Consider the following 25,037-nt stretch of genomic DNA (forward strand, 5'->3'; position numbering starts at 1 on the left):
TTCCACTCCTTTCTCAAAATAAGATCGTTTGTTCCGCGTTTTGGGTGTGACTATCCCCCGCCGCAGGCTTCCCCCGGCGCTTGGTCGTTTTTGATTTTGGCTTTTTTGGCTTTTTGACGGTATCCGGATCAATGATGGCCATGATGACCTCTTGCTGGTACACCGGATATTCTTCGAGCTGCTGGCCGTTTCTGACCCGGTACACAGCCTCTGCGATCATGGAGAGCACGTAGGCATCTGCGATGTTGTCCGATGCTGCTCTATATCCCCAGTGATCGAATACAGCGTCAATGACAAGCTGTTTTGCTTCTTTGCCCTTAAGCCTCTTCTTACTTCCCGGCTCCCCGACCCACTCTGAAACCTGGACAAATTTCTTCAACTGGTTCGGCCGCGGCGAGATGAATCCGCCTGTTACTCTGTCTGCCGCCATCCGCGCCGCCCAGTTGCATCCGCTGCTGACTTTGTTAGTGTCCTGAGCATCCAGTGCAAATCCTTCAATGCCTACCACATCACCTGGCTTCAGGTGCCGTAGAATCTCATCGTGCAGCGTCCGGACCATCCGAGGGGTGTCTGCCTTGATCCCAGTTATCTCCTTCGCTCTCAGTAGCGTGCCGTCCAGGTCCCGGGCGACAAATCCGGTTTTAGTGGCCGGGTCAATTCCGACAAAGCGAGTCATCTTGAGATCTCCCAATTCCGCTGCCGAGCATATTCCTTGATCTTATACAAGTGATCAGTGTTGGCCCGTCGGATTACGTTATCGACCACCCTGGTTGCTTCTTGTGGCGGCAGCATCTCCCGTGCCTGCTGCCGGATCAGCCCGATCGTTACCTGCGGCACATCCATCAGCTCGCTGAGCATCCGGCGCTGATCAAAGTCCGCGGCTTCGACTTCTTCAATGAGCTCATTCACTTCTTCCTGCAGCTTGAGCCGCAGGTCCCCAGGCTGGTACCCTTTCACCGGGTAGTCAATCACCGGCACGGCCAGCACTATAAATTCCTGCATCCATTTCTCCTCGCTTTCTAATCATCCAGCCAGCTGGACATGTTTCTCTTTGATGGTGCTGGTGCCGTTTCTACCGGCTGCTGTGGTTCTTGCTGAGGCGGTTCGGGCTTTGCCTCTTCCTTCTGCTTTGGTGGATCTTCTACAGCCTTTGGCTCTCCGAGATCCTGCCATTCCCACTTGAGTATTCGGTACTGCTCACGCAACCCTGGGTAGGACTGTACCATTAGGCCACGGCGGTAATATTGGATGAGGCTTGCCGTACGGTCATAGATAAGCCGCTTCTTCTCTTTTATGCCTTCGGATAAAAGCGGATCCTCGAGCTCAATAGCCAATTTAACAAGTCCGTCCAGAGCCTTCTTGTATTGATCATCGTTTTGAATGAGCTTCCCTTTCACGCTCTCTCACCTTCTCTGCGAGCTTTTCTTTTTGTTCTTTGGTCATATTGATAAAACGGCCGGTTTCGTTCTCGAACACCATTTCAAATGTTCCGGTACCGATGTCCCGCCCCTTGGCTACGATCAACTCGACGATCTTCTTCTTGATCGTGTCGGCATTGTAGTACTCGTCCCGGTAAAGGAAGGTTACTACGTCTGCATCGCTCTCGATATCTCCAGACTCACGCAGGTCGGACATCAAAGGGCGCTTGTCCGGCCTCTTTTCACAATCCCTGCCGACCGCAGAGATCGCGACCACAGACACAGCCATTTCCCGAGCAATACCTTTGAGGACTTTCGTGATGTGCCCAATCCTCTCGTTGTTTTTTGTGAACTTGCGCTCCGTGTTAAGGAACTGAAGGTAATCCACATATACAACCAGCTTGGAGTGTTTCTTCTTCAGCTGCTTCACCTGCTGCCGCACATACTCCACGGTGGAGCCCGGAGTATCATCGATATATAGATTTCTGCTGGCGATGATCTCAACGGCCTTGCTGTATGAATCCCAGTCGTTATCCGACATCAAGCCGGACTTAATCCTTTTGTTCTTCACACCTCCAATGATGGATACCAGTCTCTCCACCATCTTCAGGGCACTCATTTCCAGCGAGAAGATCACTGCTGCCCATCCGTCTTTAGTAACGGCATTCATGTCGTTCAATACATACTGCGTCTTCCCCATGCTGGGCCGAGCGGCGATGATTTCAAGGTCTCCCGGCTGATGGCCACCACTCATTTGACTGATGTCATCATTGGCCGTCTTCGCACCAGTAACGCCGCTGCATTGTGCCCGTTTCATGATGGTTAAGCCATGACCGTCCAGGAGTGAAGCCATGTGGACCGGCCCTGACCCTTCCTGACCTCGCTGCAGTTCTGCGAGCTGGTTCATTTTGAGTCGGAGCTCAGATAGGTCTCCTCCGCCTCCCGCGGCAATCTGCTGCCCCATCTCCTGCAGCTCTCGCTGAATCCTGCTGGCTCGTACACTTTCTTGGTAATGATTGAAGCTAGATGTGCTCGGAATTGATGATCTCAGGGACATGATCCTGTTCAGGCCACCCACTCGCTGCAGCCGCTCCCCCCACTTGGTAACCAAGAGTACAGGATCAAACGGTTCCTTCTCTCCTTCGAAGTGTTCCTTGGCATATTGGAGCACTTTGAACAACGTACGATTTTCTTCGAAGTCACTGAAATCCTCTGCGGTCAGGTAACATCCATCCATGAGCTCATGATCTTTTAGCAGTGACCCAAGCACCGCGCGTTCTGCTTCAAGATTCATCGTTATTCACCCGCATGCTAGCAAAGAGTTTCTCAAGCCGGTTCGCGATATGATCCGGCATGGGTTTGACTTCTTCCCTCTCGTGGTATTCCTTAAGCTCAAGCAGCTGCTGCTCTTGTTCCCTTCGCTGGAGCTCATAGATGGAGTATGTCTCTGGTTCGGTGCAAGCCTGATATATTTCTGCTGGAGTAGGGGCGAATTTGGTGTTGATCCGGCAAAGTTCTCTGGTCTTTTGTATCGCTATTTCGGTTGGGATGTCCTGGAGAATGTCATGCCAGACCGCTACCTCTTCTGCAACTTGTGTATCATCTGCCGTCCGGAAGCTCCGGTAAGCCCCGGCGATGTACTTCATCAGTGATATCACGTCTTTCCGATCCACTGCCCTCCATCTCCTTTCGCAGTAATCGATCCAGCGCGCTGCCGCCCCCCTTTTTAATTTCTGTTGCTTGTAGCAGTCCTTCCGGATCAACCACTTCATAATCCTCATACCGTTTTTGGTTTAAATAGGTGGACGGGTGGGGAATGTGCTGTTTGTCTGTTTTAAGCAGCTTCTGAGTCTCTGCAAAATTCGCTGTATTTTGAATGACGATAACAGGATTGAATGATTTATCCTTGCAGAGCTTTTCCCATACTTTTTTCGCATAGGCTTTTGCTATCTTGCGAGGATAGATATCATAGAATTGTTCAAACATCGCTATATTATCTTTAATAATTATCTTTAAAAGATATATATCTTTATATGGGGTTCGGATCTGATACCCCAAAACTGCATCTTGAGGGTTCAAATCTGATACCCCCGAGGTATCAAATCTGATACCCCCCTCCTCTTTCTGGGGGCTCAAATCTGAACCCCCGGAAGTAGAAGGAAAATCCATATTTTCATTCATGTCCTCACCGCTTTTCTGGATATCCCATTGATCATAATTTTTGTTGAAAGATAATTTCCGTGGTGTTGAACTGGTTTCCCTTTGAGTGACAAGCAGGACCTTTGCTCTGATTAGTGCTGATGTTTCACGCTTGATGGTACTCTCGGGAAGATGTGTAGTCTGCTGGAGGAATTTCAGGGCAAAATCATGATCCTTTCTCCTGAATCCGTAGGTGAAACGCCATATGACCATGATGATTCGAAATTGTGTGGCATTAAATTTGCGCTTTGCGACTTCCTCCAGAATTTGATGTGCAATTCGAGTAAAACCATCCTCAAGTTGCGGATTTGCCATGTCACCTCACCCGTTCATTTTTATCCGACATTCCGAGGTTCGTATCTGTTGCTTGTACCAAACAAATCTGCATGAGCCGGCGCCCAATTAGGCGGTCCGTATTTGCTGAGGTATCCGAGCCGGTTAATGTATCTGTCTACCGGATCCTCATTGTGCATCGCTTCAAGCAGCTTCCAGCAGCCTTCAACATCGTTCAGAGCTCTGTGAGCTCCCTGTAACTCGACCCCATACTTACCGCACATGTCTGTCAGCTTGTGAGGGTATGTGTGACGCTCTCGGCTGATCGTGAGTGTGTCGATGAATGGATTAGTGAATGTTTTACCAGCCATTCTCTGAAGCGCATAGTGCAAGAACTGGAGATCAAACGCTGCATTGTGAGCGACCAGCAAGCTGTCGGCCATAATATTCCGTAGGATCCGGAATGCAAGCTCTTCTTCCATAGCCCCTTGAAGCATTGCCGGTTGAATACCCGTGATTTCCGTGATCTTCGGCGTAACCTCCACCTCTGATTTAATCAATGCGTGAAAACCAGTCACGATCTCACCATTAACAACCCGTACAGCAGCCATTTCTATAACTCTATCGTTCACTGGATCAAGTCCAGTAGTTTCAAAGTCAAATACAGTCAATTTGTTAAGCACTATACCACCTCCAAGTGATAATGTTTTCCTGCTTCGAATCCTCGCTGCCGAAGCGCCATCTTTACCGTCATCTCGGCCAGCTGCGGTGTGTTGTTTTCGCCAGACAGGTGCGTCAGGTAGATTCGCTCCCCGCGGCCCTGGATCAGTCTCTTGAGCACTGCTGCAGTCTGCTCGTTGCTCAGATGCCCAATGTCAGAGAGTATCCGGGCTTTGACGCTCTCGGGCCTGCTGCAGAGCTCCACCATGTCTGGCTCGTGATTCGCTTCGATCAGCACGTAATGGCTGCCCTCCATCATTTCGAGCATTTCCTCAGTCCATTTCCCGGTGTCAAAGACCACGCAGCAGCGATTGCCTACATCGTCTTCTATGGCATATCCGACCGGCTCCCTGGCGTCATGGTGAGTCTCGAAGGGATACACACGCACGCCACCCAGCTCGATCGTCTCGTACTTACTCCAACGGGTTTCCGCTACCTTTCGCAGCTCCTCGTCTACGCCGGAGATTCTCTGCCACTCGCCCTCCGTTGCCCATACCGGGATCCGAAATTTGTTGGCCAGCGGTAGCCCTTTTATGTGATCGTTATGTGCATGGGTCACGAATATCGCTGCGATCCGGTCCGGCCGGATACCAGATTCAAGCAGCCGCTTTTCAATCTTGGTTCGAGCCACGCCGGCATCGATCAGGATCGTTCTCTCTGCTGTTGTAATTGAGACGCAGTTCCCGGAGCTCCCGGAGGAGAGGATATCAACCTTCATGTTGACAACCCCGACCGCTCATCCTCTTCACGCCGGTCATTGTCAGCCAGCATCATTGCGTAATTTGCAATGTTTGCACAGCGCCGGCGGTACTCCTCATGCGAGCGACAAAGCCGAAGAGCGCGAAAGTTCTTCTCAAGTTGATTTTTCAAAAATTGATCCGTTGCGGTTTCCCAACCACCCTTATCCTCGTTTGCCTGAAGTTGCTTCTCCATCTCACCAGAGAAATATGCCACCTGAGGACGAGCCGTTTGGTTTTCCAGACCATAACGTTTTCTCAAGGTCTCCAGGCGCTCATTCTTATCTGTTGCTGGAAGCATTTGAGCAAAGAAACCGACTTCCTCGCCGAGTTCGAAGATCTGTACACAATCTCTATCTGCACCATATCGAAGGGCAATCAAATCTCGATCTTTATTCCAGTGAGTCTCACGGAGTACATCACTTTCAAAAACGTTGATTGCTATTTGCAAAAACGTAAGATGCTTTGCAGTAATTTGCCTCATATTGCACGCTCCCTCTTTATTCGTTCTCGCCACTCTTTCGGCAGCCCGCTTCCCCTGGCAGGCTCTTCGTAACACCGCCGCCCCAGGCAAAACGAGACAAACTTATCCGTGGACGCCTCGTAGTAAAATCCATTCAGGATCCGGACCGGGTCCGGAGGAGAGACGTCAAGGTCTCCGCCTCCGAATAGGTCCAGTTGAACCGGTTCGTCTTTTGCGCTCATCCTTGCTCCCCTCCAACGCCTCTTTGCAGATCCCGCAAACTCGGGTGCCGTAATGATCTTCCTCTCGACCGGGATTGATCTCGCGGCCGCATATCTCGCAGTCCGGACAAAGTTCAAATATCTCGACCCGCGCCTCCATAATTACTCCGGCAGAGAGTCTGTTGCCTGATCGGCTGCCTGTTTCTCTTGGATTTGCATTTCCATGATCTTCAGGTAAGCTTTGATCTCGGCCTCGGTCGGGGAGTTTCCTCTAACCTTGAAGAACTCTCCGGCATGTTCGTCAATGGCCTCTGGACTCGAAATACCAAGTTTTTTGTAATTGGTTTTCACTTGAGCTTTGAGTGCTTTGATGCGGGCAGCTGATTCATCCTCTTGGCCAGTGTCAGGTGACTTCAATTTCTCTGGTGCAGGAGTTACATCCTTACGCCCTGTTGACTCATATGCTGGAATAGATGACCCCACATTCATGGATTCCATACTTTCCTCCACCACTGCCGCGATGTCGTACTGAGCTTTTATAGCCCGGATGCCCACATGCTTCTTGAACATATCCGGATCTATTGAGCCATCGTCAAGCTTCCAGAAGTTCGGGTTCTTCTTAACCCACTTCTGTACTTCGCTGGCGTCCATCAGGATGATGACATTTTTCTTACCTTCACGTTTTGCAATGGAGTAGGCTCCGACCGCTTTACCGCGTGGGAATTTGATTTTGTGCTTCACACTTACGATAATTCCTTCGTCGTCAGTTTCCGCTTCGAAATCATCAGTCTCGTTCTCGCATATGACCTGGTTGTACACCCCTTCATATCCTTCAGACTCCTGGGCTTTGGCGTGATACCCTTCATAAGCAATCCGGATATCAATCGTTTCGCCGTAGGGGATCGGAAAAGCATGCTTCAAGGATGGATCCAATCCCATACGTTTCATCTGGTACATGAAGAGGTTGAACTGCGGGATCGTCAATTTCTTGCCCAGGGTTTCCTTCATTGTCATGATCTCTGGAAGACCAAACTCACCAATTGCTTGAAGCTGATGAATATTGACTTCAGGTACTTCTTGGATTTGTGTAGATTTGTTTGCCATATGGATAAGCGCCTCCTAAATGTGAATGATTTTTGTGGTACCGGTATTGCGGTGGATGATGTGTAGCGTGCTGGCTTCGGATTTGAACACCAGCCAATTGTCAGGGTTAAACCCGGCTGCTTTGATGGCAGCCTTCTGTCGGCGGGTAGGGTTCTTACCGTTTTTCATCCAATCACCCCTGAGCGTAGAATTTTTGGCTTGATCTGCCCGGCATTCGATCCAGAGCCTTCCGCTCACGTCGGTTCGGGATGTACCCTTTCCGGACAATGTCTTTGTAGGCGTCTTTGATCGCCGTTGCAATTACGGAAGGACCGATACTACCAGGCTTGTACGCCACCTTCTTACAGCGCTCAGGCTTTAACTTCCAGCGGGTTTTATTGGTTTTCATGGGTGAGTTCCTCCGATTCGATTTTTAGTTTTTGATCTGCCACCACTCTGCAGGTAATAAGCTGGCCGGCAGGTGACTTGAAGCGTGTAATGCTCTCGGCATTGTCCACGAAGCACGGTGCGATCATCTCGCTTTGAGTGCTGATCACATCCCGGACCTCTAGCCCCGCCCTGATTCCCTCGGAAAGCGAGAGCTGTGCCGGCGTCTTGCCATCCATCTCGATTACAAAATCCGCTTTAATCTCGCCGTTCTTTTGCTCCTTGAACAGGCGGATCGTCAGGGACTGGAACAGGCCCTGCACCTTGGCTGCCTGCACCTCAGCTTCCTTGGCTTCAAATGCCTTGATCGCATCCAGGATAAAGATGGAGTCGTTGCGGCTTTCAAGCGTGGCTGCTTCTTCATCACGGGCTTTGGCTAGGTCGGCCACGAGGGCCTCCCGCCGCTTGTGCCAGCCGATGGTTTCAGCCGTAACGTCTCTCCGTTGCTCAAGTGTTCTCATCTGCTGCCAGAGCTCTGATACATCTACCAGCTCCACAGCAGCCAGCTCGGCCTCGAGCTCTTTCCTGCGAGCGACTAGCTTGTCATGCTCCTCACGCAGCGGCTTCTTTCGACTTTCCTTGTTGGCTTCCGCAGCCTGCTTTGCCCCGTCGTCAAATGGGCGCTTACAGGTCGGGCACTCCTCAGCAATATCCTCGCCGTGGACTCTCATATATCGATCCCGAGCAGCTGCTACCTGCTGGCGAAGATTGTCGAGAGTCCCTTCGAGCACGGCTTGCTTTCGCTTGGGCTCATCAGCCAGTTCAATCTTTTCGTGTATTGCTTTGATCTTCTTTACGAGCTCCGCGTCCTCAGCCTTAATGGCTTCAATATCAGCTGGAATATCCGGCAGCTTATGAATCTGGTCTTCCAGTGCTTCGGTGCGGCCTTGAGCCCGCTTATGAGCAGCATCCTTGTCGTTTTTATTCTTTTTATGGATCTCCACCAGCTGCGGCATGGTGTGTTTCTTGACCAGCTCCGCCAGTTTCTCGGCTTGTGGATTCAACTTGATGTCCTTATGTTTTTGGTCCGAGCTCGTCCGGCTCATTTCAGCAAACACTTCTTTCTGAGTCGGTGCAGCAGTGTATCTCAGCATCAGCTCACGCTGCTTCTCCCAGTGCAGTGAGAAGAAATATGACGGGTTATAAAGGGCGAGAAACAGATCCTTATCGAACAGTGACTTTACAATGTCATCGAAGTCTCCGGCCTTGCTGGGCACGTCGTTGACGTAGTAAGTGGTCTTGCCTTTCTCGATCCCCCGACCGAATTTGATCTCCTTGCCGTCCACTTTCAACAGCGTCTCAGCCATCACATGATCATATTTGTAATTGGTCGGAGTCGGGTCCATCTTGCTCCCAAACGTATCCGTGCCGTACAATGTCCATATAGGGATTTCCAGTGTGCTGGACTTTCCCTCCGCGTTGTCCCCCGTGATCTTGGTCAGGTCGCCAAACTTAACGCAAAGATCACGGTGGGATTTAAAGTTATGAGCAGTGCTCTCGATCAATTTAATTTGAGTCATGATCTACCTCCAGATTGTATTTTTTCTCCAACATTTTCATACTTTCACGGAGCACTTGCCTTGCCGCAGGGTCCTGTTCATCAAGATACATCTCATATGCAAATAGGTAGCGGTCAATATCCATCTGGACATCAGGAGACAGGCTGTTTCTAAACTGCTGGAATAACTCGCTTTCAGATCGCAATCCCGTCGAATTTCGCATTATAACCTCCTTCAAATCGGGTTTTTGGCAAAAAAATAATAAGCTTAGCCTTCAGCGACTTCTTGCCACTCCACAATCACCGGGCAGTTCTCGATGCTTACAATGACTTGAGCGTTCTCATCGACCACCCAAAACTCCGAGATATTGTCATCCCCAACCTGCTTGATCTCAATGACTTCTCTGCGATTTACCTCTGTCCCGACTTCAAACACTCGCGTTGGATTACTGACCACCGTCAGCTTCTGAATCACTTGCATTGACTTGTTCACCCCCTAATTTATTCGCAATCTTCACAGGTTCGTGGATAGCCGGGCTCTTCCATATCATCCATGTAGCAACCGCATACCTGGCACATCAGACCTTCCAAAATCATTTCGGTCATCTCGCTCATCCTCTTTCTCACCTCCCTTCAGAGGAGTGCGGCTTATACGGCGTTTTGCGCTGGCTTGCGATCGCCCCAAAGCTTCAGCAGCTCCTGGCGGTATTTACGGTAATCGCCACGGGAATCGAGAGCCTTCAGGTAATTTCCCTCGGCCAGCATCCGAGGTTCGTTTTGCAGGGCCTGTACCATTTTCATGCGCAGATAATTCTGTTCGTTCAAGTTCGCTTCTCCTTTCGTTCAGTTCGGCCACCAGCAAAACGCGACAGACCAACCATGCAATGGATAAAAGCCATAAGGTGATGAGCAGCCCGATCATGCCAGATACGGGTCCCATGTGCCCCGATCCACTCGGTCCACAAAATCTTGAAATGTGATCCCGTAGCGGCTCCCGACGTTGTGATGCTCAAAGTACACCCCGAGCTTTTCAACGCGGTCCAGCTCGCAGCCGTTTTCCTGCAGCACCCGGTCCGTCATCGACTTGATTGTTTCCTGGGCTTTAAAGTCTGCAATCATGCGGGCAGCCTCGTAGCCTTTCATAATCCCAGTAGCGTAAACCGGACCGCGGGTAAGTCCCTGCGCTTTAAGTGCTGATGCTAAACTCATAAGTATTTCGCCTCCATTTCGTCGAGTTTCATTGTGATCTCTTGCACCCATTCCATATCTCCGGTGGTTTGAGCTTCTAGAGCTAAGTTCTTAAGCTCGTCCGATTCGCGTACCAATTCAAGGTTTAATCTTAGTAGCGGCAGGATCATACTCAGGTCCAGAAGACTCATCCGAATTACGCCGTTTGAATCGGTGTTCATTAGCGTTATGGCAGCCAGCTTACGGTGTGCCGGATGAATGAAAACGGCCATGGTCTGCTCACCACCCTTTCGTCAGCGCCTTGATCGCTGTCTTCAGATTACCGACCTCTTCACACAGTCGCTTGTTCTCAGCCAATACTTCTCGCAACCTTTCTGATGTGTGTTCAGGAAGATTAGGGGTTTGAGCACTAACCGAAGAAACAACATTCACTTCAAGTCCAATACTATGACACACCTTTTCCAATGACTCCTCGTTCCAGCGGCGCCGGCCATTAAGCAGATCGTAAATGTACTGATAACTGTAGCCCGTAGACTCCGCCAGTTGTTGCTTGGTGATATCAGCCTTTTTCATTGCTAATTTGATGCATTCTGAAAAGGAAAACATAACTTGTTCACTCCCTGCATATGCTATTATCAGTGACGTGTATTTCCGTCATCTTGATCAAGTTTAAATCCAGATCGAGGAAGTTTGCCAACTTGGACAAAGTTTCAACACTCGGCATATATCGACCGTTCTCGATATCCGAAATATAATTACGGGACAAGCCTGTTTTCTCGGACACCTCATACTGCCTGAGCTTTTTGCTTTTGCGTTGGCTTTGAATGATTTTACCAATCAACTTTTTATCCATAATTTTCATCACCTCCTGTGTTAATAATGTAGTGTATAACCGTCTATTTTGTAAAACATGGAATTCTCTTAAAAAAGAGCAAATCAACGAGAAAAGCATATATTACCGTGTATTTCCGTCTATTTCCTGTTAATTACTTGTTTTTCCGTCTTTTTGTGAATTGTATTGCCGACATTTTAACTTTATAATCATCATGAAAATAAAATAAACTGATAGTAGAGGTAGGTTAGCGCAAAAATGATTGGATCTAATATAAAAGCGTGGAGAAAACTAAGACAACTTACTCAATACCAGTTAGCTGAGAAGACTAACCTCTCAAGATCATATGTTGCTGACGTAGAAAGAGGGCGCTATAACCCAAGTGTGGAGACGCTGGAGGCTATTGCCAAAGCTCTGAACGTGAAAATCTCCGAGCTCATGGAAAATGAAAAAAACTCCGATCTTCATGAAGAGTCGGAGCTGGCGGATATTCCTATTGAAAAGCTGAACCAATACACACTCTCTTATAAAGGACACACACTGAGCCAAGAAGAGGCAGATGACGTCATTGAGCTTTTGGAGGCAGCGCTGAAACGGTGGAAGAAATAAGCTTATTCAAATAGCTGGTAACATCCTTCACTTCCAACCCTTTCAACTTCATTGCGTTCAAGTAGGCCTCCAAATCAATAATTTTCGAGCCGATAGTGCATCACTCCTTAGATGTAATATATTCCCGTTTTTGAAATGTTAAATTGAGTATATCATCACTCGTTTAAAAATGCGAACATTAAGCGAACATGAAGTGAACAAAATTTGAATAGAGATGAGGATTGCGTCTTGGCATACTCCCGTGGGAGGTGCCTGCTATTGTACTGGCTCAATAAACGCAACATCACACAAGCAGAGTTTGCCCGCCGGACAGGCTGGTCCACTCGTATGGTTTCATACTGGTGCAAGGGCGAGCGTTTAATGAGCGTCGAGGCGATGTATGCTGCTGCTATGATTCTTGAAATCCACATGGAAGATTTATATCAGTGGAGATTATCGGCCGACTAAGCAGGCATGTTGCGGATTAATCCGCCCCCTGGAGTTTTTGTGAACGTATAGGTTCACAAAATGCAAACAATCATCTTTATTTTAATCCCAGTTTGAGTTTCATTTCCCCCACATTAGCTTGAAAAACTTTGAACGACCTCCCCTCTATGCTGTACTTGCCGGCTCCCAGTCCGACCACCCATACGTAAGGGAATATCTTTTTTCCTGCCGGCTGCCACGCCTCTTTCTCCCATTCGCCGCTTAAATAATAGTTCTCATACCTGTTCATTTTTTCCTGCATGACCCTGTCCGAAAACTGACTCCGCTGGATCTCCACAAACCACGGAGCTCCCTTCCAAATGCAAAACACATCCGGCTCAGGTAGTCCCTTCCCGCCTAATTTCGGCTCCACATTAAATACCCGCGGCAGCTCGATCTGTCTGATCTCCTTATAAAAATCCACGATCGCCAGGAAGTGCCCGATCTTCGCACTGTCCTTTTTGATGCCGGGTACCGGAAAATAGATGTATTTCCGGCGCTCCGTAGAGCAACAGATGATCTCATCCCGCCGCAGCCGCTTAAGGACCATGTTGGCTTGCGTCACTGGATTCTTAACGTTGGAAAAGTGGAGCTCCGCCACATCATCCCGTGTGAGGCAGCGGAAGCGCTCCAGGTCGGCCACAATAGCCTTATCACGCGCATTCACACCTACAACACCCCTATCTCTATCACATCGTCCTCTACTGGCTCTGGCTGCGGCTCCTGTGCCCCTGTCGGCTCCTCTACGGCCTTGTAAGGCTCTAGTAGTGTCTTTGCCTTTGGCAGGTCCAGATAAGGCCCCTGCACCGTCTTTGTGCCGTCCAGCTTGAGCATCATGCGGCCCTTTTGGCTCTGCTGGATGTCAGCTGCCTCCCCGCTGCCAAGAGTGATGCGGCTGTTGATCTCATCGCTGTGCCTAAAGGCCATTCGGACTGTGAGGTTGTTTTTCAGCTTGCCGTCCAGGACATCGCTATCAGGCCGCTGCATGGAGAGGATTAAGAACACGCCCAAGGCTCTGCCGATCGCGCTGATCTCCTCGATGCCGTCCATCAGATCCCTTTCTTTTTTTAGCAGCGCCACCTCGTCAATGGCCAGAACGATATACGGCGGCCGCTCTTTTCTTGGCAGCTCATCCACATGGGCCATCCCGGCCCGGTCCAAGACATCCCCCCTCTTACGCATATCCTTCCGGATCCGCAGCACGATTTGGTGCAGCCGGGGAGCTTCAACCACCACTTGCCGGGCTATGCCTTTAAAGAGGTGGAACTCTGACCGCTTGAGATCAGCGCAGTACAATTCCATACGATCCCCGGCCGTGCGTATCAGGGTGGTAAGTATGGACCGCAGTGCGACGGACTTGCCGCTACCAGTTTCTCCAGCCACCAGCAGATGTGGATGCTCCGTCATATCGTATACCTCGTCACCTGTCCGGCTGCGTCCGACATAGATCGGCAGCCTGAGCCCGCTCACAGCCCGCTCGACAGCAACAGAATCGTAATCAAACCTCTGGACATCCTGCTGGTACACGTTGAGCGTGAAAGTCTTAGCTGTGCCGCTTAAATCAATGTTATCGCCAAAGGTCTGCTCAAAGAGCCACGCTCGCTTGTGGATCTCTTTTGGGTCCAGCCCATCCGGCAGCACAAACACCACCTGCACACAGTCATGGTATACAGTCACCCGGCTCACCTGCGGGTACCTGCAGACCTCCTCTCCTTTACGTTTCTTCCGTTTATAACAAATCTCCCCAGTGATAAACAACCGCCGCATCTTGGCACGATATACCGATTCAGGGCCACTGCGCCAAACTCCCCAAGCTCCACCAATGCAGCCGGCAGCCGTCGCCAACTTTAAAACCATAAGCCCCCCTGCTCCGCTCATTATCATTCGCTTCGCCCCTTTTCGCTCAAAACAAATTCACAATTCACCATCATTTCAACGTTTTTGCTTGTATTACAAAAGTCACGATACTGTTGCACTTACAAAGCTATCTGCAAATGTATTGAGATGTATCTACAAAGACATTTACAAATGTACTCCAAACGTATGGGCAACCTCTCTGAGACAATCCCACCAGGCGCTAAACGCCACATAAGCGCAGGCCACATACGAGCCGATCCGGACGTACATCACTTTTCCGCCGTGCCCGATGTGTTCAAGCACATTGCCGCTAAAATGAGCCACCACGCCAATGCCCAGCACTTCAAAAACTGGAGTCAGGTCCACCATCTTAATCGCTCCCCTCAAATAAAACCCTCTACCGCAAAATCATCTGTCTCCCGGATCGCTGCCGCCGGCTGCTGTTGTGGCAGGGCGCTATCCACATCTCGCTGAATCAGCCTCTTAAGGTACCCGGATTTATTGGGCCGTTCCTGGACGTGATCGTAGAGCTGCAGCTGATCCGGATCCAAAATATTAAAGGCGACCTGTATGATCTTGATTTCTTTAGCCATAAACCTTCCTCGCGATCAGATAAAATGCTTTTACATTGGCAAAGCTGGCGTCCCCCTCAATCATCAGGACACCTGGGAAGTACGCCCGCAGGCTCTCCAGGATGACCTCTGCCCCTCCTCCGCATATAAACACCTTATCTGTGCCCAACCAGCCTCCAGCAAGCGCCCTGAGGGCGATCTGCCGAGCAAAGTCTGATGGCTGGACGGACCGCAGTGTCTCCATGCCGGTACCGAGTGTAAAACTGCCCCGATCGTTAAACCGGCGATCGATCAGGGTGCCGAAATTAACCGTGCCGCTGCCGACATCGATGATACGGATGATTCCCCCACCGGGTACCAAGAGGCCTGCAGCGACCCCTTCAGCAGCCACCTCACACCGCCGAATCACAATGAGCTTTCGCTGACCGTTGACCGTGAGCTCATGCCGGCCGCAGAGCATTTCCTTTATGGCCGCTTTCTCCGTCTCCTGGTGCGTGCTGATCGGCTGCCCCACAATGATCTGATGCTCGGTGCCTTCCGCAAACCTGTGCAGGGCCAGCAGCACCCTGAGGCGTGCATCAGGATGTGCCTTGGTCTCGCCCTTACGGCTGTCTGCGCACTCGCTCTCATACATGGCCAGTGTGCCAGCGAAACCTCTCTGACCGCCGTACTGCCAATCAAAATCATAATCACCGTGCTGCTGCCGAAGATTGCGATCCCTATACTCGCCGATTAATGAGGGAAACGACCTCATCTGTTTGCCATCATAAAACTTGGTTTGATAGTTGCCCGCATCGATGGCCGATATCATAAGCATCCCGCCTTGTTGTATAGCTGGTTACGGTACTGGGCTCGCGCCGGAGCCCGTTGTGCCGTATCTAGTTACATATCTATGGGCAGAGCCTGGTCATGTTTCCGATTTATATCCGTTTTCTTTTATACTGCTTGTATCTTTTTCGCTAGATTTGTCCATCCTGACAGTAAAAACATTATTTATGAGGTGAACGGTATGTTTGGGCTGGGCAAGAAGAGAAGCAAATTCGGGGCGTTTTTAGATAGGCACGGTATTGAACAGGAAGAAATCCGAAAATTGACCAAACTTAATAAAGACACAATCTCAAAAGCGTGTAATGAAATTGACCCTAAGATGCGTAGTATTACAAAAGATGCTCTTGTAAAGGCTGCTGCTAAATTATCCGGGAAGGAGATAGACAAGAAGAGTTTTTGGGGATAGAAATAATTTCCTAAATTTGTTATACTCGTGCTTGTGAAATTTTATTATAGGGGGATAAAGACATTGAAGCCTTTTATGAAACTGAGTGTTGCTTTATTTTTGGCGGTAATTGTAACAACGGCCTGCTCTGATACGCCCGAGACAAAAGAACCTACTAGCACAAACATCGTATCTAACGTTAACAATGAATCGAAAAACGAAGCGGAAAGTGAACCGGACGAGAAGAAAACAGATGAGGAATCAGAATCGAATCAAAAACCTGACGTCGAGGAAGAAAAACCTAAAGAGCCAGTGAAACAACCCGCTAAGGAACCTGTGAAGGAACCTGTTAAGGAGAAATCAAACGATAATGCATGGGAAGTGGATTTGAAGAAGATAGCTTCAGAGGATTCTTCGAAAACTGAAAAAGCGGATGCTGCAGAAATGTTAGCAAGAGCTTACAAGCCGAGTGATGCTGAACTAGATGACTTCCAAAAATACATTGTTTATGAATTTAAAAATAATAGATACTTGGCGGACAGTGACAACGATGGCTATATGTTAGGTAACATTTTTAGGTCTGTTGTGTTAAATCGTTCACTTCAAGAATCTCATCCAGCCAGTCAATTCGCATATGATTTTTACCAAAACAGCAAATACGTTTATCGCGGCGCTGAAACTCCGGAAAGTGAATCTGTGAAATCAAATGAAGAGCAAATGAATGATAATATGCGCAAAATAAAATAGAAATGTAAAAACAAACCTGCCGGCTCACATAGCTGACAGGTTTGTTTTTTTAATAATAAGTCCAGTAATCCAGATTGTTGCTATCCTGCGCCGGCAGCTGAGGCTCTTCGTCCTCCTCTTCGCGCAGAATCTTAATCCCCTGTGTGGTCCCCTTATCTGCCCAAGTAATGAACTCTCTGTTCTCCAAGCTCTCCAGCCCTTGGGTGATCTCAGCCTTAGCCCGGCCAGTCAAATACTCAATCAATTTAACTGGAGGCATGGTCCGCCGGTGCATCGAATAATTAACGAGGATCCGCAACAGCTTACGCTCCAGATCGGGCAGCATGCCGGCCACCTCCCACTCGTTTTGTGGCCAGAATGTTATCAGTAAGAAACACCCGCGGAGCTCCGGTCTTCAAGCACAGGGCTCTTACTCGGCCATCTTTAACCCCGAGCACCTCAATCTGCCTCTGTGTGATGTTGTTTTTGCGGTCTATGTAGATGATCTCAACGACGCCTCCGATGTACTTCTCCATCATGTTCGCCTCCAAAATAAGAACGTTTGTTTGTATTATAACCAAACACTAACATTTCAAGCAATCGAAATTTTAATTTTATGTTCTTGTTATGTTCGCTTGTATTACACAGGTTATTGGGATATATTTATATCAGAGCAAAGGACATTAAAGAAAAGGAGCGAATGAAAATGAAAAACGTTATGGTGAGAGCTTGGGAGATCGCAAAGGCAGCTGTTGTGAAATTCGGAGGTAAGGTAAAAGAATACTTTGCCCAGGCTCTTGCCATGGCGTGGGCCGAAGCAAAAGCCCCTAAGTACACAGAAGTGGAATTGAAGGCCGATACTCGCAAGCACAGAACGTGGATGGCTCAAATCGTCGGCACACACCCAACCTTCAAACTGGATCGCAAATTCTTAAACCAAGATGGCACAGATGAGTTTGGTGACAAAATTTTTCGCTTGAAAGACGGTGCGTATGAGTTTAACAACGGTAACCGCCGAGGGTTCTTCTTGATTCAAAACGGCGTGAAGGTCAGCGCAACGCAAAACGAGATCAACTCTTACATCGCATAATAAACCAAATAAAAGGAGCGATTTTAAATGAAAATCCAATTTGAAAACAAAGAAATCACCCTGAAGCAAGAGCCTTATATCGACGGACCGGCCGGAGAAACTCCGATTTACAAAGCACAAGCATCTGACGCTGAGGGCAACGAGTATATTGTGACATGGGCAGCGGTTGAAGGCTGGGAAAACATCGAAGACGAATCTGAAATGTGTGATTGGGATCACCCTACTGGCCTGATGCTGGTAAAGTAGTACCGCCCCTTGAATACGTTGGAGCTGCGTGGGTCGCCCGGCACAAGGGCACCTCGCAGCAAAACGTTACTGAGTCCGGCATGAGAGCGCTGAATCCAAAATACCGGGGCTCTATGATCAAACCGGATGCATTGTTTGAGGGGCGGCCGCTGTGGCTGAGAAGCCGTTTTGAGGTAGATGGAGATGCCTAAAAAGATTGACCTGATCGGGCAGCGTTTTGGAAGATTGACAGTAATCTATAAACTGCCCCCGAATGGGGGACCCTCACTATGGCAATGCTTGTGTGATTGTGGAAACTCAAAAGTAGCGGCCGCTAATGTTTTACAACGTGGAGACTGTAAAAGCTGCGGATGTTTGCATCAAGAGTACCTCGCGAGTAGACACGCTAAAACCGATATTGATTTATCTGGCAAACGGTTTGGGAAGCTCATTGCTCTGCACAAAATTAAAATTGAGGGCAAAAAGTCTATTATGTGGTTATGCCAGTGTGACTGTGGCAAACAGGTACCCGTAGCAGCCAGCGAACTGAAACATAACCATGTCCGCAGCTGTGGCTGCCTGGTATCTGATCACGTTAATTCTTTTTTTGATGAAGGTACGAATGTCGCTGCTCTATTAGCGAATACAGTCAGCTCCCGCAACAAAAGCGGAACAAAGGGCGTATTTTATGATGCAAGTCGGAATAAGTGGTCTGCGGAAATCATGTTCCAAGGGAAACGTTACCGACTTGGCAGGCGCTCAGACAAAAAGGATGCGATCCGTCTCAGGGAAGAAGCCGAGGAAAAACTGCATGGCGATTTTTTAGCATGGTACAAAGCAAAAAAAGACCCTGCCAGCGATTAAGCCGGCAGGGTCTATACTTATTTCTGTTGATTATTAATAAATCGACTCAGCATAACCGCCATTTCCTCCCGAGTAATCGGCGCACCCGGCCGGCTGCCATCCACGTAACCTTGTTCGGTCATCGCCTTCCATGCTGATGCAGCCCACGGGCTTACAGCATTAATATCACGTTCATTCTTAGACACTCCTGCTCCCTCCCTTTTCTTCAGGCCTAGATGCTTAGCAACCCCAGTCACATGCCCTTGAATAATAGCATCCAACACTTCCTGACGTTTCAGCAGGCCAGCATCCTTGGCAACATCCACAAAAAGGTTTTCGGTCAGCACAGCCGGCATCTTACTTTCCCGCACCATGTGCAGGTTTTTGGACTTCTGTCCTCGATCCGTAACGCCGTAGGGTTTTAGCGCCGACATGATCTCGCGGTGCAGCGCATTTTGAAGAGCTACGGAGGCAGGTAACGCATTTGTAAATCGAAATGTCTCAAACCCGCCTGATCCGCCTGCAGCATTACAATGGATGGACACAAGGATATCAGACCCTGCTTTGTTTGCCTTGCTGGTCCGATCGGACAGTTCGAGAAACACGTCCGTACTTCGGGATGTCAACACCTCGACACCCTCATACTCTGCTTCTAACTGCTGCTTGATCCCTTGGGACAACTTCAGTACAATATCCTTCTCCTGCAGCCCATTCGCTGTAGCACCCGGATCTTTACCGCCATGGCCTGCGTCGATCCATACCTTCTTACTCATATTGATCAGCTCCAATCTTGGTTTGTTTAACGACCTGATGACCAAACACGGCAAAGGCACCGGCCAGGATGCCCTGGATTATGGATTCCATGCTCCAGCCGATGACGCCAACGGTGAAGAGAATAGCCACCGCCAGCACAACATAAATGATGGACCAGTCCGGCACCTTGGGTGTCTGTTTCAAGATGAAGCCAATCACCCAGCATGCGGCCACAACGATCAACAGCCGCGGATCAACCAATTCAAAAATCATGTTCCATTCCATTTCAAATTCCGCCTCCCATTTCTTCTTTTCGGTCCAAGCGCTTGTGAGCTTGCTTGGCCGATTCTTCGACTCGTGTCACGCGCTCAGACAAAGCATCAATCCGCTGACCTTGCACCCTTTGCTCGAGCCTAATATCATCTACTCCCCGTTTGATGTAATCCACATCAGCGCGTTGGAGCGCGTCGGCTCCAGCCTCTTGGATCAGATCTTGACGATATGATCTGGTGCGGCCGATCCAACCCAACACAATACCGCTTATAGCAGCGATTAATGCAATCATGGCAGTGATGTCCACCTTTCTTCCCCCCTGTCTCCCTCTCTATAAATAAAAGAGCCCCCGGACCACCCAGGGGCATAAAAAATACGCCTTGCGGCGCTGCTGGTGAAACTATTCTTCAATCAGAAACTCCAGACCGCTGTCAACCAGAATATCACGCACGCCCGGCTGCAGCGTAGATGGTACAGCGCTAAATGCTGTCTTACCCAAAATCACACGTTGAGCAAAAAACATCGCCATCATGACCTCACCTCCCTTCAAGCGGCATACAAGCCAATAAAGCAAGTTGAGCATCACTGGTACACCTGATTGGCCATCTCTGCGATGACGTCCTCGATAAAGTCGGCTCGTTCGGATAAGGCCGCGTTCTGAGCTTTAAGAAGCGCGTTTTCCTGTTTGAGCTCATTCACCTGATCCGACAACGGAGGCTGATAAACGGGCGGCGTTTCGGGTTCGTCAGGGTCCGGATATGCAAATTCTAACGTGCCCGTTTCAGGATTGACGCGACCCAACACACCCTCCCGGAAATCCTGCTCATAGTCTTCTGGTTCAAGTTTTATAATCTCCACCGTTGATGCATCTCGTTCTTGCAGTTTCGATACAGCCTCAAACGGTTTTCGCTTGAGTTCATATTCCGGGTCAGTTGAATGACTTATCCCTGTATTATGCAAGATTTCGCCTGTGATCTTGTCGTAATAGATCCAGCGCCCAAATGTATACAATGTCATTTTCTCACCTCAGTTTATTATTCCCACGCGCAGACCTTTACGTCTCTATAAGATCCGCTTTGCGTGTTCGAAACGGTTAACACACGCTGTAGGTTTGGCGAAATTTTCAAATAACTACCGCCAACCTTGAAAGTTATTATAGTCACATAGTTACTTTGCCCCGATGACGGCATCGGCGGCGTTTTCACCAAGCCCTCACCCTCCAACGATCCATAAGGATAACTGGAGGCATTACTCACGCCATACACAACGGCCACTTTAGGTTCAAAACCAAGATCGATCTGCTGAGATTGGTTTCCGGCAAGAGCACCCACTTGGATCTCGATGTATTTTTTTCCTTCTTGAAGCGTCCCGTTTTTCCCAAAAATATTCACGCCTGCTCGTATGTTTGATTCGATTAAATCAGGATCACCCAAGATCGTTATTGGCGAAGAATAATACCCGGCATCCTTGGTTTGGTTTATTGTGCCCGGTGTGACGGTTCCGCCTGCGCCGCGGTTTGGCATTGTGCCGGGTGTCCCGGCGATCGTCGTGCCTGCAAGCACATTACCTGCTGGGACCACCACCGCCGGTACAACACCAGAACCATTGTGATATCCTGCAGGGATAGAAAGTGCTGATGGGCCAGGCGTCAACGTGAGTGCGCCCCGGTTTGGCATACTGCCCGTTATCGGACCGCTTGCGTTACTCGCCGTCTTCCCAGCCAAGAGATCAGCTGCCGTTGCATTGCCGCTCGCGCGGATTACAGCCGCGATCTTAGGAATGAGTTGAGCCCATGTTTCGCTTGTGGATGCCGTTACACCAATGAAGTTAAGCGCGGCAACCACTTCCGCTTTACGCTCAACTCCAAGCTGCTTTCCCGCGAGGGCTTCGTCGTATGCAGCCTTGACCGCTTTTTCTGTGGCTGCGACGCTCTCTCTTGTACCATTCGTTGCATTCGAAAGCTGCACGAGTCCTTTTTGGGTTAGAGAGGCATCCGGGATATCAGGGTCCAGACCCTCCAATGCTTCATCGAGTTCTTTGTGTGTAACATAAGCAAGATTTGTATCGACCGAAAGCGTCACGCTCTGGGCTTGGCCCACATAAACCAGCACGTCGAAATTTTTGTTGATTAGATCCCCGGTCCCGGTAGGCGGAATATAGTCTGCTGTATCTCCCGCATTGAGATAATAATATAGAATTTCACCCTCGTCCGGGTCCATGGCAAAAACGCCGATTTCTCGAAAGTAAAAGCCCGTTGTAACGTCCTGATTAGACAGTACAAATCCCACCGTAGCCTGATTCGGCGGCGTCATTTTTAAACGCGTGACGTCTATTGTCTTTTTAGAGCTGATCACGTTTGTAAGTGCTGTAATGGACTGCCCCCCGAGTTGACCGTCTCCGATTACGACCTTGGTATATTTTAGTTGCGCTCCTGCCTGGGCCTTGGCCTGTAATGATCGGCCCTTGTTTGTTAATCCCTTTGCACTAAATGAAGACATTTGATCACCTACCTGATTAAGATGTACTCGCTAACGTGGACGCCCGCGCCGTGGTATAGGTTAAAGCTCTCGGTTTGTGACAAGATCACCTCTTCCAGGTGAGCGGTGAGACGTTTTACCGATTCGACCGCACGGTAGAACTCCTGTGCACGGTCCAGGGTTACCTCCGGATTATTGGTGGTGACTCTAAAATATCCAGGCTCCCCACCATACTGAAACCACTCTTCGACCTTACCCTCACCAAAGAGGATTGTGATGAGGTCCTCGATCGCGCCGGGCGTCCCTTTGATCCGGTGGAACTCTTTCGCATTTTTGAGCAGCTGCACCTTTTGTTCCAGAGGCAGCGTGGTGTCCCAAAAGTCCACGTGATCCTGCCAAGCCCGCTCGTCTGCCTCTGCATCCGTGATCCGGCCCTGCATCAGCCTGCGATAAAAGGACAAGTCCTCTACCTCTTTGTTGAGCAGCTGTACATGACTGTCCAGCGCCCTGGCCGCAGCCGAGACGGTAGGATCTGCCTGTGCATTCGGCGGCAGCAGGTCATACACGCTGATCTGGTCTATGTTAATCATCTGCAAGCCCTCCAAATACCACATTAACGTTTGTTTCCTGCGCGACCTGCAGCTCTGTGATCGGCGTATACATTGGACTGATCAGCTCGACGCGCTGAGCCCCGGCATTCATCACCCTGCTGATCAATTCAGATTGGTTAATCGGACGCCCCAGCTTCGATTTTTGCCACAACCTGAACGCCATTACCGCATTGTCTACGGCAGCCTGAATAACAGCCGACTCTGCGGCACGATCGCGGTGGATGTAATAGGTCAAATCAATGTCGTAAGACACAACCTCCGGAGCCTGGACGGTCACTCGATCCGTTAGAGGTCGTATCCGTCTGCCGTTGATTTTGGCAGCTACAGCATCAAGTACAGCCTGTATAGGTATCTGTCCACCCTCCAGCAAAGGTACCACCGTAACCTCTCCCGGCGACTCGGAGACAGCCGCTATGTCCACGATGGCGGCGCTCGCTGACTTAGCCCAGTATTCGTATCCTTCTTCCGGTCCGGCCGTAGAAAAGGATTCAGGGGCCATTCTGATGCGCTCACGGTACGAATCATCATCCTCGGTATCTGCGCCGCCTGCTGTAGTCGTAAGGTTTGTCACAGACGCCACAAACGGCAAGGGGTCGATGAGCGTGGTCAGCTGACCCGGCAAGAAGCCGTTGCCGATGACGCCAGGCGTCAGACACTCGATCAGCACGTCTGCTGTAGTCACCCCTGCAGGGATGGTCGCCGCTGCTTTGGTTGCAAACAAAATAGAACCTTCTGCCCCCTCGGGAGCAATGCGGGTTCCAGCTGGGATAATTTGCGGAGTGACCAAAGGAATTGAGAGTGTAAAGCGTTCTGTGGTGATTGCCGGCTCCGCCTGCAGCCGGGGTGTTTCCGGATCACCCAAGTAGTCCAGGACAATCCCTTTTGCATACCTCAGCAACTCTCCTTTTGCCACCTTGTTGATCAGCACCCTTTGCTGGATGATCAGCTGAGCAAAGGCCCGCAAAGCTAGCATTTCCGGATCCGCACGGTTTAAGGTCCGCCCGGTAAATCCTTGGAACACGGTGACCACGTCTAAAAAGACCTTGTCAGCGTCATCCTCGACAAATTTGATATCGGGTAATTCGACTAGCTGCGCCATTACAGCACCTCTCTTTCAACAAACCTGATGACAGCATGATATTTACCCTGCGCCGCCTCTTCCGGGGTCTGCTCATAGTCTATGTCAGTGATTTGAGCCCGCGGCTCACCCTCCTCGATGGCTGCCATGAGCTCATTCACAAAGAGAGCCTGCGCTATAACCTCGGGCTGGTCAACGACTCCCGGAGATATACCTAAGGCACGATCCAGAGGGACCGTGCCTGCGTATGTCGTTGCTATGACCTGTATGTTTTGCTTGATGGATTCAATGCCTGTCAGCCCAAATCTCATGGCTGCCGGCTGCGTTACGTTTACTGTATGTTCGATCATACGTATTCCTCCAATGTGATCGATAAATCTGCCTTGATCAGGTTGCCCTCCCGGTCAATGTCAGCCCAGGATTGGGACAGGCTCAGGATCTTCCATTTTCCTTGCCCTAGCGGCTTCCCGCCTACCTGCAGCAGGAGCACTTTTCCATCGCGCTGATAGACCAGAAGCTTCTCCATTTCTTTCCGGGGGTTCATACCAAGCCGTGCATCCAGTGTCATGGAGAACGATATCGTATCAAGCCCCGGGCCGAGAAACTGGCTGCGGGGCTTATGCAGGTGTATATCATTGCTCCCCCATCTGGCCGAGGAATCGCGCTGGAAATCCCGGAATGTGCGCACTTTAATCGGGGTCTTGAACGACGATATGAAGACCACATCCCCCAGTGCTCCAAGCCCTAACTTCATATGGTCTCACCGCCTCGCGTTATGCTGCCTTCAACTGTTAAACTGCCGGTTATGGTCACATCGCCCTCAAGGGATACGCCGCCGGAAGCCTTAACCATGAGCTGTTTGGAGGACCGGTTGTAATAGACGTATGAACCGTCCTCAAACCAAACCCCTCTCTGATCCGGAGCGCCCGGAGGGTCATTATCATCGATCACACCAAGACATATCCCATCTGAGATCCCATTCGTAAAAAACAAACAGGCCACCTCTTGACCAGGTTCCGGCAGGTCGTTGCTACGTGCCCAACCACCGCGAGAGATGACTGGAAGATCGCCGGAGACTGCATCTTCAAGGTCTTCAAATACAGCTGTGATCGTGCCGGCAGCCGGACTGGATGTGGAGCATACTCCTGTTCGAAAAACCTTCATGA

The 25,037-nt window shown here is 49.8% G+C and carries 45 protein-coding genes; 7 read left to right on the plus strand and 38 right to left on the minus strand.

Translation table 11 applies throughout. From position 1 onward, the window contains the following. Positions 1-13: 13 nt before the first annotated feature. The 20 genes from E6C60_RS15060 to E6C60_RS15150 form a co-directional block, all read right to left on the minus strand. The gene (locus E6C60_RS15060) at positions 14-676 is read right to left on the minus strand and encodes a hypothetical protein (RefSeq protein ID WP_138226589.1); all 663 of its coding nucleotides are present in this window, start codon (positions 674-676) and stop codon (positions 14-16) included. Beyond that, on the minus strand, positions 673-1,002 hold the full coding sequence (locus E6C60_RS15065; RefSeq protein ID WP_138226590.1) for a hypothetical protein: 330 nt from the start codon (positions 1,000-1,002) through the stop codon (positions 673-675). The genes E6C60_RS15060 and E6C60_RS15065 overlap by 4 nt, the downstream gene beginning before the upstream one ends. A gap of 17 nt (positions 1,003-1,019) precedes the next feature. Further along, positions 1,020-1,397: a hypothetical protein gene (locus tag E6C60_RS15070; RefSeq protein WP_138226591.1), complete on the minus strand. Its 378-nt coding sequence runs from the start codon at positions 1,395-1,397 to the stop codon at positions 1,020-1,022. Beyond that, positions 1,369-2,712, minus strand: a complete 1,344-nt coding sequence (locus E6C60_RS15075) for a replicative DNA helicase (protein WP_138226592.1) — start codon at positions 2,710-2,712, stop codon at positions 1,369-1,371. Before E6C60_RS15075 ends, E6C60_RS15070 begins: the two co-directional genes overlap by 29 nt. Further along, positions 2,702-3,064 carry a replicative helicase loader/inhibitor gene (locus E6C60_RS15080; RefSeq protein ID WP_217496341.1) on the minus strand — a complete coding sequence of 121 codons (363 nt, stop codon included), beginning with the start codon at positions 3,062-3,064 and terminating at the stop codon, positions 2,702-2,704. The genes E6C60_RS15075 and E6C60_RS15080 overlap by 11 nt, the downstream gene beginning before the upstream one ends. Continuing rightward, positions 3,018-3,932, minus strand: a complete 915-nt coding sequence (locus E6C60_RS15085) for a replication protein (protein ID WP_138226594.1) — start codon at positions 3,930-3,932, stop codon at positions 3,018-3,020. The genes E6C60_RS15080 and E6C60_RS15085 overlap by 47 nt, the downstream gene beginning before the upstream one ends. 20 nt (positions 3,933-3,952) lie before the next feature. Next, positions 3,953-4,573, minus strand: coding sequence for a 3'-5' exonuclease (locus E6C60_RS15090; protein ID WP_138226595.1), 621 nt, complete (start codon positions 4,571-4,573; stop codon positions 3,953-3,955). After that, on the minus strand, positions 4,573-5,328 hold the full coding sequence (locus E6C60_RS15095; RefSeq protein WP_138226596.1) for an MBL fold metallo-hydrolase: 756 nt from the start codon (positions 5,326-5,328) through the stop codon (positions 4,573-4,575). Before E6C60_RS15095 ends, E6C60_RS15090 begins: the two co-directional genes overlap by 1 nt. Further along, positions 5,325-5,831 (minus strand): hypothetical protein, encoded by a 507-nt coding sequence (locus tag E6C60_RS15100; protein ID WP_138226597.1) that lies wholly within the window; start codon positions 5,829-5,831, stop codon positions 5,325-5,327. Before E6C60_RS15100 ends, E6C60_RS15095 begins: the two co-directional genes overlap by 4 nt. Positions 5,832-6,193: 362 nt before the next feature. After that, entirely contained in the window at positions 6,194-7,135 is a 942-nt protein-coding gene (locus E6C60_RS15110; RefSeq protein WP_138226598.1) for a recombinase RecT, read from the minus strand. 15 nt (positions 7,136-7,150) lie between these two features. Further along, entirely contained in the window at positions 7,151-7,303 is a 153-nt protein-coding gene (locus E6C60_RS20990) for a DUF6906 family protein (protein ID WP_175415319.1), read from the minus strand. Positions 7,304-7,307: 4 nt separating this feature from the next. Next, positions 7,308-7,523 carry a hypothetical protein gene (locus tag E6C60_RS15115; protein ID WP_138226599.1) on the minus strand — a complete coding sequence of 72 codons (216 nt, stop codon included), beginning with the start codon at positions 7,521-7,523 and terminating at the stop codon, positions 7,308-7,310. Further along, positions 7,510-9,081 (minus strand): AAA family ATPase, encoded by a 1,572-nt coding sequence (locus E6C60_RS15120; RefSeq protein WP_138226600.1) that lies wholly within the window; start codon positions 9,079-9,081, stop codon positions 7,510-7,512. Before E6C60_RS15120 ends, E6C60_RS15115 begins: the two co-directional genes overlap by 14 nt. Next, positions 9,068-9,283 carry a hypothetical protein gene (locus E6C60_RS15125; protein ID WP_138226601.1) on the minus strand — a complete coding sequence of 72 codons (216 nt, stop codon included), beginning with the start codon at positions 9,281-9,283 and terminating at the stop codon, positions 9,068-9,070. The genes E6C60_RS15120 and E6C60_RS15125 overlap by 14 nt, the downstream gene beginning before the upstream one ends. A gap of 44 nt (positions 9,284-9,327) precedes the next feature. Beyond that, positions 9,328-9,540 (minus strand): hypothetical protein, encoded by a 213-nt coding sequence (locus tag E6C60_RS15130; RefSeq protein ID WP_138226602.1) that lies wholly within the window; start codon positions 9,538-9,540, stop codon positions 9,328-9,330. Between the two features lie 167 nt (positions 9,541-9,707). After that, positions 9,708-9,884: a hypothetical protein gene (locus E6C60_RS20995; RefSeq protein WP_175415320.1), complete on the minus strand. Its 177-nt coding sequence runs from the start codon at positions 9,882-9,884 to the stop codon at positions 9,708-9,710. Between the two features lie 93 nt (positions 9,885-9,977). Then, a complete protein-coding gene (locus tag E6C60_RS15135; protein ID WP_138226603.1) occupies positions 9,978-10,268 on the minus strand; it encodes a hypothetical protein in 291 nt (96 codons plus the stop codon). Continuing rightward, positions 10,265-10,519: a DUF7667 family protein gene (locus tag E6C60_RS15140; protein WP_138226604.1), complete on the minus strand. Its 255-nt coding sequence runs from the start codon at positions 10,517-10,519 to the stop codon at positions 10,265-10,267. The genes E6C60_RS15135 and E6C60_RS15140 overlap by 4 nt, the downstream gene beginning before the upstream one ends. Positions 10,520-10,526: 7 nt before the next feature. Beyond that, entirely contained in the window at positions 10,527-10,820 is a 294-nt protein-coding gene (locus tag E6C60_RS15145) for a helix-turn-helix domain-containing protein (RefSeq protein WP_233281029.1), read from the minus strand. 40 nt (positions 10,821-10,860) lie between these two features. Then, on the minus strand, positions 10,861-11,100 hold the full coding sequence (locus tag E6C60_RS15150) for a helix-turn-helix domain-containing protein (RefSeq protein WP_233281030.1): 240 nt from the start codon (positions 11,098-11,100) through the stop codon (positions 10,861-10,863). A 237-nt stretch (positions 11,101-11,337) separates the two neighbouring features. Between E6C60_RS15150 and E6C60_RS15155 the strand changes: the two genes are divergently transcribed. Both E6C60_RS15155 and E6C60_RS15160 read left to right on the plus strand, forming a co-directional pair. Beyond that, complete coding sequence (locus E6C60_RS15155) at positions 11,338-11,688, plus strand: helix-turn-helix domain-containing protein (protein ID WP_138226606.1); 351 nt, start codon at positions 11,338-11,340, stop codon at positions 11,686-11,688. A gap of 258 nt (positions 11,689-11,946) precedes the next feature. Continuing rightward, a complete protein-coding gene (locus E6C60_RS15160) occupies positions 11,947-12,135 on the plus strand; it encodes a helix-turn-helix domain-containing protein (RefSeq protein WP_233281031.1) in 189 nt (62 codons plus the stop codon). A gap of 76 nt (positions 12,136-12,211) precedes the next feature. On the opposite strand, the gene E6C60_RS15165 is transcribed toward E6C60_RS15160, so the two are convergent. The 5 genes from E6C60_RS15165 to E6C60_RS15185 all read right to left on the minus strand — a co-directional run bounded on the left by E6C60_RS15165 (position 12,212) and on the right by E6C60_RS15185 (position 15,393). Continuing rightward, positions 12,212-12,820, minus strand: a complete 609-nt coding sequence (locus E6C60_RS15165; protein ID WP_138226608.1) for a replication-relaxation family protein — start codon at positions 12,818-12,820, stop codon at positions 12,212-12,214. Positions 12,821-12,822: 2 nt separating this feature from the next. Next, complete coding sequence (locus E6C60_RS15170) at positions 12,823-14,010, minus strand: FtsK/SpoIIIE domain-containing protein (protein WP_175415321.1); 1,188 nt, start codon at positions 14,008-14,010, stop codon at positions 12,823-12,825. Between the two features lie 165 nt (positions 14,011-14,175). Then, on the minus strand, positions 14,176-14,397 hold the full coding sequence (locus E6C60_RS15175; protein ID WP_138226610.1) for a hypothetical protein: 222 nt from the start codon (positions 14,395-14,397) through the stop codon (positions 14,176-14,178). Continuing rightward, on the minus strand, positions 14,394-14,603 hold the full coding sequence (locus tag E6C60_RS15180) for a hypothetical protein (protein WP_138226611.1): 210 nt from the start codon (positions 14,601-14,603) through the stop codon (positions 14,394-14,396). Before E6C60_RS15180 ends, E6C60_RS15175 begins: the two co-directional genes overlap by 4 nt. After that, entirely contained in the window at positions 14,596-15,393 is a 798-nt protein-coding gene (locus E6C60_RS15185) for a ParM/StbA family protein (protein WP_138226612.1), read from the minus strand. The genes E6C60_RS15180 and E6C60_RS15185 overlap by 8 nt, the downstream gene beginning before the upstream one ends. A gap of 198 nt (positions 15,394-15,591) precedes the next feature. On the opposite strand from E6C60_RS15185, the gene E6C60_RS15190 reads away from it, so the two are divergent. Next, a complete protein-coding gene (locus E6C60_RS15190) occupies positions 15,592-15,816 on the plus strand; it encodes a transcriptional regulator (RefSeq protein WP_138226613.1) in 225 nt (74 codons plus the stop codon). Positions 15,817-15,879: 63 nt separating this feature from the next. After that, on the plus strand, positions 15,880-16,542 hold the full coding sequence (locus tag E6C60_RS15195; RefSeq protein ID WP_138226614.1) for a hypothetical protein: 663 nt from the start codon (positions 15,880-15,882) through the stop codon (positions 16,540-16,542). 49 nt (positions 16,543-16,591) lie between these two features. On the opposite strand, the gene E6C60_RS15200 is transcribed toward E6C60_RS15195, so the two are convergent. Both E6C60_RS15200 and E6C60_RS15205 read right to left on the minus strand, forming a co-directional pair. Continuing rightward, complete coding sequence (locus E6C60_RS15200) at positions 16,592-16,867, minus strand: hypothetical protein (protein ID WP_175415323.1); 276 nt, start codon at positions 16,865-16,867, stop codon at positions 16,592-16,594. Then, the gene (locus E6C60_RS15205) at positions 16,845-17,060 is read right to left on the minus strand and encodes a hypothetical protein (RefSeq protein WP_138226615.1); all 216 of its coding nucleotides are present in this window, start codon (positions 17,058-17,060) and stop codon (positions 16,845-16,847) included. Before E6C60_RS15205 ends, E6C60_RS15200 begins: the two co-directional genes overlap by 23 nt. Before the next feature lie 167 nt (positions 17,061-17,227). Between E6C60_RS15205 and E6C60_RS15210 the strand changes: the two genes are divergently transcribed. The 3 genes from E6C60_RS15210 to E6C60_RS15220 all read left to right on the plus strand — a co-directional run bounded on the left by E6C60_RS15210 (position 17,228) and on the right by E6C60_RS15220 (position 18,700). Beyond that, positions 17,228-17,611, plus strand: coding sequence for a hypothetical protein (locus tag E6C60_RS15210; RefSeq protein WP_175415324.1), 384 nt, complete (start codon positions 17,228-17,230; stop codon positions 17,609-17,611). Between the two features lie 27 nt (positions 17,612-17,638). After that, a complete protein-coding gene (locus E6C60_RS15215) occupies positions 17,639-17,857 on the plus strand; it encodes a hypothetical protein (protein ID WP_138226617.1) in 219 nt (72 codons plus the stop codon). A 177-nt stretch (positions 17,858-18,034) separates the two neighbouring features. Further along, the gene (locus tag E6C60_RS15220) at positions 18,035-18,700 is read left to right on the plus strand and encodes an AP2 domain-containing protein (RefSeq protein WP_138226618.1); all 666 of its coding nucleotides are present in this window, start codon (positions 18,035-18,037) and stop codon (positions 18,698-18,700) included. 17 nt (positions 18,701-18,717) lie between these two features. Here E6C60_RS15220 and E6C60_RS15225 read toward each other — a convergent pair whose 3' ends face one another. The 11 genes from E6C60_RS15225 to E6C60_RS15270 form a co-directional block, all read right to left on the minus strand. After that, complete coding sequence (locus E6C60_RS15225; RefSeq protein ID WP_138226619.1) at positions 18,718-19,452, minus strand: N-acetylmuramoyl-L-alanine amidase; 735 nt, start codon at positions 19,450-19,452, stop codon at positions 18,718-18,720. Next, the gene (locus E6C60_RS15230; RefSeq protein WP_138226620.1) at positions 19,445-19,717 is read right to left on the minus strand and encodes a phage holin family protein; all 273 of its coding nucleotides are present in this window, start codon (positions 19,715-19,717) and stop codon (positions 19,445-19,447) included. The genes E6C60_RS15225 and E6C60_RS15230 overlap by 8 nt, the downstream gene beginning before the upstream one ends. 1 nt (position 19,718) lies before the next feature. Next, on the minus strand, positions 19,719-20,012 hold the full coding sequence (locus tag E6C60_RS15235; RefSeq protein ID WP_217496399.1) for a hypothetical protein: 294 nt from the start codon (positions 20,010-20,012) through the stop codon (positions 19,719-19,721). 93 nt (positions 20,013-20,105) lie between these two features. Continuing rightward, positions 20,106-20,237, minus strand: coding sequence for a hypothetical protein (locus E6C60_RS21475; protein ID WP_267900157.1), 132 nt, complete (start codon positions 20,235-20,237; stop codon positions 20,106-20,108). A 50-nt stretch (positions 20,238-20,287) separates the two neighbouring features. Beyond that, on the minus strand, positions 20,288-20,722 hold the full coding sequence (locus tag E6C60_RS15240; RefSeq protein WP_138226621.1) for a hypothetical protein: 435 nt from the start codon (positions 20,720-20,722) through the stop codon (positions 20,288-20,290). 17 nt (positions 20,723-20,739) lie between these two features. Beyond that, a complete protein-coding gene (locus tag E6C60_RS15245; RefSeq protein ID WP_138226622.1) occupies positions 20,740-22,203 on the minus strand; it encodes a tail fiber protein in 1,464 nt (487 codons plus the stop codon). An 8-nt stretch (positions 22,204-22,211) separates the two neighbouring features. Then, on the minus strand, positions 22,212-22,772 hold the full coding sequence (locus E6C60_RS15250; protein WP_138226623.1) for a phage tail protein I: 561 nt from the start codon (positions 22,770-22,772) through the stop codon (positions 22,212-22,214). Next, entirely contained in the window at positions 22,765-23,892 is a 1,128-nt protein-coding gene (locus tag E6C60_RS15255; protein ID WP_138226624.1) for a baseplate assembly protein, read from the minus strand. The genes E6C60_RS15250 and E6C60_RS15255 overlap by 8 nt, the downstream gene beginning before the upstream one ends. Then, on the minus strand, positions 23,892-24,221 hold the full coding sequence (locus E6C60_RS15260; protein WP_138226625.1) for a hypothetical protein: 330 nt from the start codon (positions 24,219-24,221) through the stop codon (positions 23,892-23,894). The genes E6C60_RS15255 and E6C60_RS15260 overlap by 1 nt, the downstream gene beginning before the upstream one ends. Beyond that, on the minus strand, positions 24,218-24,625 hold the full coding sequence (locus E6C60_RS15265; RefSeq protein WP_138226626.1) for a phage tail protein: 408 nt from the start codon (positions 24,623-24,625) through the stop codon (positions 24,218-24,220). The genes E6C60_RS15260 and E6C60_RS15265 overlap by 4 nt, the downstream gene beginning before the upstream one ends. Beyond that, on the minus strand, positions 24,622-25,035 hold the full coding sequence (locus E6C60_RS15270) for a phage baseplate assembly protein V (RefSeq protein WP_138226627.1): 414 nt from the start codon (positions 25,033-25,035) through the stop codon (positions 24,622-24,624). Before E6C60_RS15270 ends, E6C60_RS15265 begins: the two co-directional genes overlap by 4 nt. Positions 25,036-25,037 lie beyond the last annotated feature (2 nt).

Source organism: Paenibacillus algicola, from assembly GCF_005577435.1.
Classification (GTDB): domain Bacteria; phylum Bacillota; class Bacilli; order Paenibacillales; family Paenibacillaceae; genus Paenibacillus_AQ; species Paenibacillus_AQ algicola.